This is a genomic window from uncultured Sulfuricurvum sp., assembly GCF_937936435.1.
GTDB lineage: Bacteria > Campylobacterota > Campylobacteria > Campylobacterales > Sulfurimonadaceae > Sulfuricurvum.
In genome coordinates this window covers 30,417-43,545 of record NZ_CALDDG010000037.1, presented here as the reverse complement: position 1 = coordinate 43,545, position 13,129 = coordinate 30,417, and the positions used below count along the sequence as shown (strand labels likewise).

Below are 13,129 nucleotides of genomic sequence, written 5' to 3'. Positions count from 1 at the left end.
CTTAGGGATAGTTTTACTATTGCATGGACTGCAAAAAACACCTAAGGATTTATCATGGGTTTTCGAATCAATACTAATATTGCCGCAATGAGTGCGCATACTAATGCCGCAATGAATAACCGTAGTTTGGACAGTTCACTCTCTAAACTCTCTTCAGGTCTCCGTATCAATACGGCCGCTGACGATGCTTCCGGGATGGCGATTGCAGACTCTCTGCGCTCACAAGCTTCGGCACTAGGTCAAGCGATTTCAAATGCGAACGACGGTATCAGTATGATCCAAGTCGCCGATAAAGCGATGGACGAGCAGATCAAAATTCTCGATACGATCAAAGTTAAAGCGACACAAGCGGCACAAGACGGTCAAACGACTCAGTCACGTAACGCACTTCAATCAGACATCAAACGTTTGATGGAATCTTTGGATAATATCGCTAAAACAACGTCGTTCAACGGACAATCGCTTCTTTCCGGTTCATTTACGAATAAAGAATTTCAAGTCGGCGCATATTCCAATCAGTCAGTGAATATCTCTATCGGTGCAACTTCTTCGGATAAAATCGGTAACGCCCGTTTTGAAACATCCAGCATTATTACTGCGGCTGCTACCGGAGTATCGATGACGTTTAAAAACGTTGACGGTGTCAATGACTATACGCTTGAATCGGTAACGATCGGAACCAATGCCGGTGAAGGGATCGGGGTTCTCGCAGAAGTTATCAATAAAAACTCGGATATGCTCGGCGGTATTCAAGCCAGTTATCAGGTTATTACTACCGGTTCATCTGCGATCGCAACCGGTACGATCACCGGATTGAAAATCAACGGTGTCACTATCGGTACGATTAAAGTTGACGATCCGAATGATGCGAACGGCGTCCTGATCGCAGCGATTAACAATTTTAAAGAAACAACCGGTGTCGAAGCCAGTACGGATAGCCGTGGTCATTTGGTTCTTACCAGCCGTGACGGACGCGCTATTCAAATAACAGCATCCGGCGTTATCGGATCTTCGTCGACGAATATGAATCAAATGATCGGAATCGGCGGAAGCACGACAAGCAACTCAGATTTTAACGGAGGGCGATTGACGTTAACACGTGTTGGAGCTGCCGATATTATAGTGAGCGGCGGAGTAGGTACTTCTGTGACGCAAGCTTTAAACGGTTCTGCACAGGCAACTTCAAATCTCCGTGATATTGGTGGACCGATTAGTGCGGATATGGCCAGTGCTATGGGATTTAATGCAAACGGTAATATTGCGAATATTGGTACTCAACGAGGAGCAGGTGTTACAACGTTGAAAGGTGCGATGGCGGTTATGAAAATTGCCGATGCTGCGATTCAACGTCTCGATCAGGTACGTGCGGATATGGGATCGGTTCAAAATCAGCTGACATCCATCGTGAACAATATTTCGGTAACTCAGGTTAACGTCAAATCGGCAGAATCGCAAATCCGTGATGTCGATTTCGCAGAAGAATCTGCAAATTTCTCAAAATACAATATTCTCGCTCAGTCTGGTTCGTATGCCATGTCGCAGGCAAACGCGGTGCAACAGAACGTTCTTAAACTTCTCCAATAGATTTTTTTCGATAAAGCTGCATTTATGCAGCTTTCTACAGTCAAGATCAAATTATCCGATAGTAGTCTACGACATAGCCTCATTCAAGGAAACATATGAATACGTTTGAATCCAATTTGCAGTCCATAATCGCTCAAAATCCGATTTTAGGCGCAAGGCTGTTGGGCGTTGAAGAAAACAAACGTTTCGAAGTTTTCCAAGATCCGAAAGACACTCTCAATGTTAATTTATTCGATCACAATCACAACACAGTGTTATATCAGGATATTCCGCAGCAGGAGATATTGCAAAAGGTTGATACCTTTGAAGCCGAGTTTAACCGGTATCCGATACTGTTTATCTACGGAGTTGCAAACGGGTTATTTGTAAAGCTTTTGCTGCAAAATGCAAACCATGCGCATATATTTATTATCGAACCTGAGATAGAACTTCTCTATATTGCGTTTAATTTAATCGACTTTTCACAAGAAATTACTACAAAACGGCTCTTTTTCTTTTTAAACGATGAAATGGATTTTGTAAAAGCGACGGAGATTTTTAGCGATTCCGCAATTAAAGTGTATTGCAAAACATACCATTTAGAACCGAACATAGAATACTATGAGCATTACTATGGGGATTCTTTATTGCAATGTAACGCCAATATGATTCGTGCAATCGAACATGTCGTGACCGGGCTCGGGAATGATACCTCAGATGCATTGGTAGGATTGGAATGGCATTTAGCGAATGCTTCTAAAATTATAGAAACGCCAACTTTGGTAGACTTGATCCAAAAAGTTAAGAGCACGGAAACGGTTGTTATCGCCTCTACCGGTCCGTCTCTGGCGAAGCAGCTGCCGTTACTGAAAACGATCAAGAATCATGTTACTTTGTTTTGTGTCGATGCGAGTCTGCCGATCCTGGAAAAACATGATATTAAGCCGGATGTTGTTTTCTCAATAGAGAGGGTTGCCCTGACCGCCGAGTTTTATCGACGAACTTCGCGTGAATTTCAGGAGGGGATTATTTGTGCAATGTCATCAATATCCCATCCTGTATTAGTAGATAGCGTCAACGGCGCAACATTGCAGATGAGTATGCGTCCATTTGGGTATACGCGTTATTTCGATTTACCGGAGTATGGATATATCGGTGTCGGTATGTCTGCTGCGAATATGGCGTACGAAGTGGCATATCATGCCAAATTTACAACAGTGATCCTCATCGGACAGGACTTAGCTTATGGTGCTGATGGCAGGTCTCATAGTGAAGGGCACGTTTTACATACCATCAAACACAAAGAGAGTGATCTATATATTGAGGCATACGGCGGTTCAGGAATGGTCAGAACCGGAGTGTTATGGAATATGTTCCGGAATTTTTTCGAAAGTGATATTCAAGTAGCCAGAGCTGAAGGTATCGTAACGGTGAATGCTACTGAAGGTGGAGCGCGTATTCACGGCGCGCTGGAAATTCCTTTTGCCGAAGCGATTGAACAGTATGTCGATCCAAATGTAGTGAAAGCAAAAATCGTATTGGATACACCGGATACGGCTTTGGTCGCCGAGCATAAGGCATCGGTTGAAAATAAAATTACGGCTATGCATGAGTATGTTATCTCCATGCAAAAACATGTTTCGGATTTATTCGAAAAAGTTGCCGCATGCGTTGACGGTTTGGATCGGATCGATGCAAGATCGAATTTAAAATCAGTCGATTACGATGAGATTGCAAAATTGATGGGTGAAATTGATCAGGTAAAAGCCAAATTCGATGACCAGGAATTTGTCGATATTTTTATCGATGCCACTCAGGCAATCATCGTTCATAACGAATTGGAATTGGCGCGTATTCAAGTACGACCGGTACAAACTGATGATGACCGTCGTCTGAAAATGATCGATTGGATATATGCACATAAAACATGGCTTTTTTCTCTGGCGGGGATTATGGAAGCTGAAAGAATCGTTATTGAACGCAGGGGATCTCAAGCGTATATTATTCGTGATGCGCTGGTTATCGCAAATCAAGTAACCGGGTATATTTTTGATTTAAAAAATACGGATGCCATATTTGAGATTGAACTTTTTATCGACGGTGAAATAGTAGAAAAGAAATCGTCCGATCAGAAACTTCATCATCATCTTTTGAATCGGGACGGTAAAGGAAGATTCACCTTTGAAATACCGGAGCGTTTTTTTAATAATCATGTCCATACGCTTGCCGTAAAAGAGGTGAAAAACGGTATATACCTCAGTACCGATATAAGACCGATGATTTTATTGGAAGCGCAAAAAACGTATGGAGCGGCGTATCAAAAAACGGCAGCCGTATACTATGGATGGTGTAAAAAAGTTGGCACGGATGAAAAGCAAACCCTTGAAATTCTGATTGATAACGAGTCTATCCATACTCTTATATGCGATCAAAACACTCCTGAATTTAAGTATTTATTTGGAGAGGAAGGCTACGGATTCGAATTTGTAATCCCCGTTCGATATGCGGATGGAAAAGAGCATTCGATACGATTCGTATCCTTGGAAACAATGATCGTTTTGGAAGAGGGAGAGTATCGCTTTGTATTGGATATCGATGCAGCGGATGCTATTCGCGAAGAGTTGCTTCTTCAATCGTTGGATGAGCGTTTTTATGAACGACAAGAGACGAAGCTTAACGATAGCATCGGATTTTTAGCAACAAAAGAGAATATAGAAGATGAAAGTTTCATCTCTTATCTCAGAGAAGTTCAAAAACGTTTTCAAGGCGTTTCGTTCAAAGCGTTGTGTCTATCTAATGAGTATGATACTCGAATTGGAGAGCTATTTCCCGCTGTTGAAACCATTGACATTCAAACTGCTCTTGATATACAGGCAGTCGTAACCGTTTTGATTGTTAACGATCAGAGAACTTTTGACAAGAAAATAATGAACAAATGCTTGTATGAAAATCTTTTTATCTCCGTTTATAATCGAAACAATATTGATAAATCTCTTAACGATTGCAACTATTCGGTACTTGTTGATAAATACAGAGAAAATGCTGAACAGTTCTCTTTGGATTCGGCAGAGGTAGAACTCTATAACAATCATATTACGATAGCCACAAAAATTATTGTGAAAGGTACTAAGTTTGAATTTCAAGATGAGGCGATGATCGCTTTGGATCAAACAATGAAAGAGAGAAACTTTAAATTTATATCTGCTGCATTAAATGATCCACAATTTGTTAAAAATAGTAATAAGCTAAAAAGAACGTTGAATAAACTTTTATGACAGAGGATAAGAAGCGTGGAAACAAAAAGTTTTTTAAATACAGATGATTCTTTTGACTCCCACAATATACATTTTATAGTCGGTACGGGGCGTTGCGGAACGACCATTTTGGCACGAATATTAAATAACCATTCGGAAGTTGTGGTTCCTCATGAGCTTCAAATTCTATTTGAAATAAGTAATAATGGAAAAAGGCTTTATGAATTTTTTGACGAAGGTACGGCACAACAATGGGATGCCGAAGAGTTTATAAAACATATTTCAAGAATGTGTCCGCATGATTTTCAAAAATATTTTGACTATAAAAGTTTTTTTACCAATTATACCTATCCCGTCGTCAGCCTTGCGAAAATGGTTAGCGATATGTATCACGAAATCGCGAGAAGTCGACACAAAAGAATTTTTTTGGAACAAACACCTTGGTACGGCTTGAGACTGGATATAATCAAAAGTATATTTCCGCAAGCAAAGATTATTCATATTCTAAGAGACGGCAGAGATGTCGCCCTCTCTTTTAGTAAAACTCCATGGTGGCATGATGATCCGGAAGAAAATTTAGAGAGATGGAGTCAGGAAATTACCACAATTTCAAATGATCTTCAAACATTGTTTTCCAGTGACAAATATATTGAGGTGAGATATGAGGATTTGGTCAATGACCCTGCCAATGTATTGAAGGATATTTGTGTGTTTTTAGATATAGAATTTGAAGAAACCATGTTAAATCCTCAAAGCCTTATCGATTATAGTCTTTACAAAAAACGTAAGGATGGAGAGAGTATATCTTCAAATGAATATGAAAAATGGGAAAATGAGAAAGAAAAGATTACATTTTCCGATAATGTGTATGGTTGGAAAAAGAGTGCTGTATTCAGTTGTTTATCAGAAGAAGTAAGGTCTTCGTTGAATAGATACCAATACGATACAAATCCATAAGAAAGAGGTGAATGATAATGCCGGATATGATTAAACAAGCAAATATAGAGAGCTCCGTTCACTGCTTCTGTCCAATATGTAAAAATACAGATATACAATTCAGACCCTTACCCGATTTTTATAGAATTCAAGCGGAAAAACACGGTTATCAATATTTTGGTCAAGGTGAAATGACGGCACATGAGACATATTCCTGTTCCAAATGCGGAGCTTCCGACCGAGAACGATTATACGGATATTGGCTCGAACAAAAGCTTCAAACGTGCAGTACGAAATTAAATATACTTCATATTGCACCGGAATCCGGCTTATCAACATTACTACAAAAACAGAGTTGTTTAAATTATAAGACAGCTGATTTGATGATGGATAATGTAGATTATAAGATTGATATGATGGCAATGCCTATAGAAGACAACAGTATCGACTGTTTTATATGCAGCCATGTTTTAGAACATGTTGAAAATGACGATAAAGCAATGAAAGAGTTATACAGAATTCTTTCACCCGGCGGATGGGGTATTTTGATGGTGCCGATATGCACGACAATAGAACATACTTTAGAAGACGCGTCTCATATCTCGGAAGCAGAAAGATGGAAACATTATGGTCAAAATGATCATGTCAGGCTCTATGCACATGATGATTATGTGAAAAAAATCAAAGAACACGGTTTTAAGCTTACTGAATATGGCGAAGAATATTTTGGAATCGAAACATTTAAAGGCTTGGGCTTGAAGCAGACTAGTATTCTCTATATTGTAGAAAAATATGATTAATGTAACCAAGACATATTTGCCGGATAAAGAAAAGTATAAAAAATATATTGATGAAATATATGCTGCCGGAAAAATAACGAATAATGGTTTTTTGGTACAAAAATTGGAAAAAAAACTTGCTGAATATCTGGGAGTAAAAAATATTGTATTGGTAGCAAACGGTACGGTAGCGTTAGAAATCGCATATCGAACGCTAGGGCTTAAAGGTTTCGCCGTTACCACGCCGTTTAGTTTCGTCGCCACGACAAGTTCGCTCGTAACAAACGGATTATTACCTATTTTCGCAGATATCGATCCTGAAACTCTGAATATCGATCCTGAAAAGATAGAAGAAAAAATTACGCCGAATACTTCTGTCATAGTCGGTACGCATGTCTTTGGCAACCCTTGTGCCGTTGATAAGATTGATGCGATTGCAAAAAAATATGACCTTAAAGTGATTTATGACGGAGCGCATAGTTTTGGAGTCAGGCACAAAGACAAAAGTATCGCCGAATACGGTGATATTATGACGCTCAGTTTTCATGCTACCAAACTTTTTCATACGATTGAGGGGGGTGCTTTAGTCATCAATGATGACGCTTTGGTCGAAAAAGCACGATACCTCATTAATTTTGGAATTAAGAATCAAGAAGAGATTCCAGAACTCGGGACAAACGCTAAAATGAACGAATTTGAAGCTGCCATGGGGTTGTGTGTTCTTGATGACATCGCGGAGATCAACGCAAAACGAAAAGAACTATTTGACCGCTATAAGCAGGCGCTGGAATCGGCGGTTACTTTTCAGAAAGTTCATCCGCAAACGATAAAAAACTACAGTTACTGTCCTGTGCTTTTTCAAAATGAAACCCAACTGCTTAGAGTGCAAAGAGGGCTAAATGAGCATAATATCTTTCCACGGCGGTATTTCTACCCTTCCCTCGATACATTAAGCTATATCGAACCGAAACAATACATGCCTATAGGGAGAGATATTTCTAAACGGATACTGTGTCTTCCTATCTATGCTGAACTCTCTTTCGAAGAGCAAAGTTCAATTATCGATATCGTCAAGGCTCATTTATGAATGTTGCTATCATGCAACCTTATTTTTTCCCGTATTTAGGCTATATTCAACTCATTGCGCATTGTGACCTTTTTGTATTTTTTGATGTAGTCCAATATAATCAAAAGAGCTGGATGAGTAGAAACAGGATTCTGCACCCTGATCAAAAACAAGGGTTTCAATATATAAACGTGCCTGTTAAAAAACAGACGAAAGGTACATATATTAAAGATACCTATATCGACAATACACAAGATTGGCAAGAGAAAATACGGGGACAGTTAAGTATATATAAAAAGCTGCATGCCCCGTTTTATACCGAAACACTCAAATTATTAGAAAGCATTTTTCAAAAGAAGTATGAAAAGCTGCTGGATCTTAATCAAACCGCAACCGTGTTGCTCATGGAGTATCTTGATATCGGAATAGATTATAAAGTAGCTTCTGAACTGCAACTGGATTATGGTGCCATAGCATTGGCAGGGGATTGGGCTTTCGAGATATCAAAAGCACTCAATGCAAAAATGTATACTAATCCCTATAGCGGATATGAAATTTTCGATGAAGAAAAATTTACGTCATCCGGTATACAGCTCACTTTTTTGAAATCAAATCTTAGCCCGTATAAACAATCACAAAGAGAACCGTTTATACCGGGGCTCTCAATTGTCGATATACTGATGTTTTATTCTAAAGAAGATGTGAAAAATTTAATACTCAATGATTATAAGCTCTACGGTAAAAAAGATTTAGAGCAATTATTGCGAAAGGATTGTAATGGATAAGTTCGAAGAGGAAAAAGAGTTTTTAAAAAATGTGTATTCCTCTCATGTTACCAAACCGTCAATGCAGACCAAAGTATTGAGAGAACTGACATTTAGAACTTTGTCGCGTTATTTAAATAGCGAAAGCAGTGTCTTAGAATTAGGATGTTCAGACGGTTATCTAACGCAGAAATACGCCATGATCGTCAAGGAGATAGACGTAGTGGATGGATCAGATTTCTTTATCAGCATGGCAAAAGAACGGATAGAGGCTTCCGGCGTCCAAAACGTCACTTTTTATACGTCGTTGTTTGAAACGTTTGAAAGCAGCAAACGGTATGATGTGGTTGTAGCAAGTTTTATTTTAGAGCATGTCTTAGAGCCTTTGGACGTATTGCGTATGGCACGTAATGTGCTTAAAGATGATGGATTGCTTCTGGTAGTCGTTCCTAATGCAAATGCACTCTCTAGACAATTAGCCTTGGAAATGGGACTTTACAAAGATTTGAAAGAACTCACTGAACATGATTATAAAGTCGGGCATCGAAGAGTGTATGATAGAGAAGCGTTAACGCAAGATATGGAAAATGCAGGATTTGAAAGTATAGAGGACGGGGGGATAATGGTCAAGATTCTGGCCGATTTTCAACTGGATCAACTTTATGAGCACGGGATATTGCAAGAACGGCAGATAGAAGGGCTATATCGATTAGGGTTAAAATATCCTGATCTATGCGGAGGGATCTATTCGATATGCAAAAAATCAAAATAGGTATTTTTTACGGAAGCACGCATCATACTACTGTAAAGATAGTGAAGCATGTGTCGGAAGTTTTAAATATAGAATCCGTCTATGATGTGAAAAATATCGATGATGTATCAATTGTTTCGCAATACGATTGGTTAGTGTTTTTTTGTCCTACATACGGAGATGAAGAGTTGCAAAGCGATATGGAAGATTTTTTTCAAAAGCAGGCGTTGGTATTAACGGATAAAAAATTTACCATATGCGAAACGGGCAATTATTACGGATACGATGATTTCACCTTCGGTGCCAGGAAGATATTGGAATACGAGATGGAAAAACACGGTTGTCGGCAGCTATATAAAAACCTCTCTCTCGATACACTTCCGAGGATTGATTGGGAGTATTTGAATGAATGGCTCATCGGATTAAAGGAGTATATCCAAGATGAACGATAGTGATATCCTTGCGAGATTAAAGATTCTGATAAAAGATGAGTTTCAGTATAAACTTGACAATGACAAATGTATAGAATTGAGCCTAAGCGATAAAAACTACATTTATCACGGATTGATCAGACACTATACGATTGATGAGAAAAAAAATATTTTAGATTTGATCGCGAGATTGGAATCTTTGCAAAAATTAGATCTCAGACGAAATAAGCTTTTGCATATTGAAAGTAATTTTTTTGAAAGATTGAACGCTTTGGAGTATTTGGACTTAGGTTCAAATTATTTGCAAACCATTCCGGAATCCATCAGTCAATTAAAGCAGTTGAGGTATTTGAATATCGGGGTAAACGATCTCGAGACCTGCCCATCATTTTTTTCTGAGTTTGAGAATCTTCAAACTCTTTCTCTGCATAAAAATCGCTTTAGCGTATTGGATGCCTCCGTCGGAACATTAAAAAATTTAAAATCTCTGAATGTATATGGTATGAATTTTAAGTCCGTACCTGTATTTATCTTCGATTTGACGAACCTATACAATTTGACTTTGTCCCATTTCTCACAGATTCCAAGAGAAATTGCTAATTTGCAGAAATTAGAGTATTTTACCAACAATATCGCAATAAAGCTAACATCTTTGCCAGACGAATTTACCTCGCTGAAACGATTAAAGATGACACGACTTTATCAAAACTCATTGAAGTATCTGCCTGAGGAAATTGGTAATTTACAAGAGTTGGAACAACTCTCTTTGTATCAAAATCATTTGACATACCTGCCGAAATCGTTTGAGAAATTGCAAAAATTAGAAAAATTGAATTTAGGATGGAACGATTTTGAAGCTTTTCCACGGGAAGTTTTGTCACTGAGACATTTAAAATGGTTTGGATATTTCAAAAATTCGACAGAGATACCCGATTTGAGTTTTATAGATACCGTCGTAACGGATAGAATTAACGAGGTGGAATAGCGATGAGTATGAAAAGAGTTATAGCAATTGTAGGAATGCCGCGTTCGGGGACAAGTTTTGTCGGACAGATTTTTGACAGCCATTATGACACAGTTTTTCGGATGGAGCCCTTGTTCGCCTATAAGCTGAAAAATATGATAGATGAACATTCGACAAAAGAAGAGTGTATGGACTTCTTGCAAAAAGCGTATGATTCCGACGAAGACTATTTCATGAATCAGCTTGATAAGAGGGAGAGTGGAAGTTACCCTATTTTTCAAAAAAAACATAAAGATATTTTAGTGATCAAATCAACAAGATTTCATGAAATGCTTCCTCTCTTTTTGAAATATTTCGATGAAGATTTTTTGAAAGTCGTTTCGATAGTAAGACATCCTGCCGGTTCCGTAAGCTCGTGGATCAATCATCCCCGAGAATTTCCAAAAGGGTCCGATTATCGTCAAGAATGGAGAAGCGGAAGCTGTAAAAAGACGGCGAAAGAGGAATATTGGGGATTTGACGATTGGAAAAAAGTGATGCAGCAGCATCTGGAACTTGAACAACGTTATGCACATTTTAAGATTTTTCAGTACGAGCATCTTGTGAATGATATTCACAACGAGACAAGCAAACTTTTCGAATTCACGGGACTGGAGATGAATGAACAAACTCGACAGTTTTTAATCGATTCTCAAAGTAAAAATATACAAGATCCCTATGCCGTTTTTAAAGATAAGTCTGTAACGTTAAAATGGAAGCGAGAGCTGGATGAAGATATTCAAAAAACGATTATACAAGAGATCGAAGGTACTGTATTAGAGAAGTTTTTAGTTGAATTGTAGATGTTTAAAAAGGGGAAAATGGAATGACTGTCAGTGTTATATTAACATCGTATAATCAAGCAAAATATATTCATCAGGCAATTGATTCCGTTTTGAATCAGACGTACACCGATTTTGAATTTTTAATTTGGGATGATGCTTCGACGGATAACAGTTGGGACATTATTGAGAGCTATCGTGACGAGAGAATAAAAGTCTTTAGAAATGAAACGTCAAAACGCGGTATCCATGCTCTCAACAAGGGGATTTTAGAAGAAACGGACGGGAAATACATCGCGGTTCATCATGCCGATGACGTATGGGAACCGACAAAACTTGAAAAACAGGTCGCGTATCTGGAATCGCATCCGGATATCGGAGCGGTTTTTACCAATGCGATGGCAATAGATGAAAACGGTGCCATATTTGAAGATAAAGACCATTTTTATTACTCTATTTTCGACCAGCCGAATCGTTCTCGATATGAATGGCTCAACTTCTTTTTTTATCAGGGAAATGCCTTGTGCCATCCCAGTGTATTGATACGAAAAGAGTGTTACGACGAATGTGGATTATATCGGTTTGGACTGGCGCAAATCGGTGACTTTGATATGTGGATACGGCTTTGTATGAAGTATGATATTCATGTTATACCCGATCAGCTAGTTAGATTCAGAGTCAGAGAAAATGAAGCAAATAGTAGCGGGAATACCCCTGTTACACGTATAAGACGCATGAATGAGCATTTCATTGCTACACAAAATTTTTCAAAAATAACTTCCAAAGATACGATGCGAAAAATTTTTCCCCGTGCTGAGAAATATATGGAAGCTGATGGGTTTGTTCCTGAATTTATACTCGCGATGATGGCTTTAGAAAATAATTCTTGGAGGGATGTCAAGCTCTTTGGTCTGTCACTGTTATATGAATTGATAAACGACCGAGAAAAATCCCAGAAAATCAAGGAACTGTATGATTTCGATTATTTGGATCTAGTCTCTTTATCGGGTAAACATGATGTATTTAACGTGGAAGAGTTGAATAATAATGTGATTCGACTTTTTATTGATTACGGAGAGGGGTTTTCAGGGAAAAATTTCCTTGAGCAGTATGTTTCGCCACACGATAAAGTCCAAACGTTTGTTTTCGATCTCACCGAGCAATCGGATATTCGATCCCTGCGGTGCGATTTGCTCGATGAGAGCTGCATCGTCTACATAGAAAAAGTGGCTTTGATCGGATACGATGGGGTAGAAATCGACTTAATTCCGGAACTGCGTACTAATGCCTTAATAGATGAGGGGGATGTTTACTACTTTGACACGGAAGGGCCTCAAATACAATTTAACGCGATAGAGCGGGATGTTTTGTCCGGTTGCCAGTCTCTATGTGTTCAGATAAAATATTTGTATTTCGGTAAAGAAGCGCTGGCTGAATGCGTCAAGAAGCTTAAGAGTGAAAAAAATAAATCGTTAAAACTTCTTTTAACAAGAGACAATCATCATAAAATTGTTTTTTTCGGGGCTTCCGGTGCATTGGAAAAGCAGTTTGACTCATTATTGGAACACCGTATTGTGCCGGACTATATCTGTGACAACGATATCCGAAAACACGGTCAATTATTTAGATCATCCGTTCCGGTTCGATCTCCGGATGAAGTATTGTGTCAGGATAGCAATTTTTATGTGCTTATTACGAGTTCGTATATCGATTCCATTAAACATCAATTGCAAAAATATACAAATATTGTGAAGATAATGAGTTTGACGGATATAAAATAGCAATTGTTGAAAAAAGCGA

Annotated in this window: 11 protein-coding genes; all 11 read left to right on the top strand. The window is 38.6% G+C overall.

The annotated features are described in order from the left end of the window. The first annotated feature begins 54 nt into the window (after positions 1-54). Entirely contained in the window at positions 55-1,584 is a 1,530-nt protein-coding gene (locus tag Q0389_RS04615) for a flagellin B (RefSeq protein ID WP_298692087.1), read from the top strand. A 95-nt stretch (positions 1,585-1,679) separates the two neighbouring features. Beyond that, positions 1,680-4,838, top strand: coding sequence for a 6-hydroxymethylpterin diphosphokinase MptE-like protein (locus tag Q0389_RS04610; protein WP_298692085.1), 3,159 nt, complete (start codon positions 1,680-1,682; stop codon positions 4,836-4,838). A gap of 15 nt (positions 4,839-4,853) precedes the next feature. Next, complete coding sequence (locus Q0389_RS04605; protein ID WP_298692083.1) at positions 4,854-5,774, top strand: sulfotransferase; 921 nt, start codon at positions 4,854-4,856, stop codon at positions 5,772-5,774. A gap of 17 nt (positions 5,775-5,791) precedes the next feature. Then, entirely contained in the window at positions 5,792-6,553 is a 762-nt protein-coding gene (locus tag Q0389_RS04600) for a class I SAM-dependent methyltransferase (RefSeq protein WP_298692081.1), read from the top strand. Then, positions 6,546-7,619 (top strand): DegT/DnrJ/EryC1/StrS aminotransferase family protein, encoded by a 1,074-nt coding sequence (locus Q0389_RS04595; protein WP_298692079.1) that lies wholly within the window; start codon positions 6,546-6,548, stop codon positions 7,617-7,619. The genes Q0389_RS04600 and Q0389_RS04595 overlap by 8 nt, the downstream gene beginning before the upstream one ends. Continuing rightward, complete coding sequence (locus Q0389_RS04590; RefSeq protein ID WP_298692077.1) at positions 7,616-8,383, top strand: WbqC family protein; 768 nt, start codon at positions 7,616-7,618, stop codon at positions 8,381-8,383. Before Q0389_RS04595 ends, Q0389_RS04590 begins: the two co-directional genes overlap by 4 nt. Further along, complete coding sequence (locus tag Q0389_RS04585; protein ID WP_298692075.1) at positions 8,376-9,134, top strand: class I SAM-dependent methyltransferase; 759 nt, start codon at positions 8,376-8,378, stop codon at positions 9,132-9,134. Before Q0389_RS04590 ends, Q0389_RS04585 begins: the two co-directional genes overlap by 8 nt. After that, positions 9,095-9,565, top strand: coding sequence for a flavodoxin domain-containing protein (locus tag Q0389_RS04580; RefSeq protein ID WP_366936852.1), 471 nt, complete (start codon positions 9,095-9,097; stop codon positions 9,563-9,565). The genes Q0389_RS04585 and Q0389_RS04580 overlap by 40 nt, the downstream gene beginning before the upstream one ends. Then, complete coding sequence (locus Q0389_RS04575) at positions 9,555-10,529, top strand: hypothetical protein (RefSeq protein WP_298692071.1); 975 nt, start codon at positions 9,555-9,557, stop codon at positions 10,527-10,529. Before Q0389_RS04580 ends, Q0389_RS04575 begins: the two co-directional genes overlap by 11 nt. Before the next feature lie 8 nt (positions 10,530-10,537). Continuing rightward, positions 10,538-11,350, top strand: a complete 813-nt coding sequence (locus tag Q0389_RS04570; protein WP_298692069.1) for a sulfotransferase — start codon at positions 10,538-10,540, stop codon at positions 11,348-11,350. Between the two features lie 23 nt (positions 11,351-11,373). Further along, the gene (locus tag Q0389_RS04565) at positions 11,374-13,110 is read left to right on the top strand and encodes a glycosyltransferase (protein WP_298692067.1); all 1,737 of its coding nucleotides are present in this window, start codon (positions 11,374-11,376) and stop codon (positions 13,108-13,110) included. Positions 13,111-13,129: the final 19 nt, after the last annotated feature.

What these genes read in the sequence shown, in the direction of transcription:
- Q0389_RS04615 (WP_298692087.1), top strand. Translation starts at nt 55, where the DNA reads ATGGGTTTTCGAATCAATACTAATATTGCCGCAATGAGTGCGCATACT.
- Q0389_RS04575 (WP_298692071.1), top strand. Translation starts at nt 9,555, where the DNA reads ATGAACGATAGTGATATCCTTGCGAGATTAAAGATTCTGATAAAAGAT.
- Q0389_RS04585 (WP_298692075.1), top strand. Translation starts at nt 8,376, where the DNA reads ATGGATAAGTTCGAAGAGGAAAAAGAGTTTTTAAAAAATGTGTATTCC.
- Q0389_RS04565 (WP_298692067.1), top strand. Translation starts at nt 11,374, where the DNA reads ATGACTGTCAGTGTTATATTAACATCGTATAATCAAGCAAAATATATT.
- Q0389_RS04610 (WP_298692085.1), top strand. Translation starts at nt 1,680, where the DNA reads ATGAATACGTTTGAATCCAATTTGCAGTCCATAATCGCTCAAAATCCG.
- Q0389_RS04600 (WP_298692081.1), top strand. Translation starts at nt 5,792, where the DNA reads ATGCCGGATATGATTAAACAAGCAAATATAGAGAGCTCCGTTCACTGC.
- Q0389_RS04580 (WP_366936852.1), top strand. Translation starts at nt 9,095, where the DNA reads ATGCGGAGGGATCTATTCGATATGCAAAAAATCAAAATAGGTATTTTT.
- Q0389_RS04595 (WP_298692079.1), top strand. Translation starts at nt 6,546, where the DNA reads ATGATTAATGTAACCAAGACATATTTGCCGGATAAAGAAAAGTATAAA.
- Q0389_RS04570 (WP_298692069.1), top strand. Translation starts at nt 10,538, where the DNA reads ATGAAAAGAGTTATAGCAATTGTAGGAATGCCGCGTTCGGGGACAAGT.
- Q0389_RS04590 (WP_298692077.1), top strand. Translation starts at nt 7,616, where the DNA reads ATGAATGTTGCTATCATGCAACCTTATTTTTTCCCGTATTTAGGCTAT.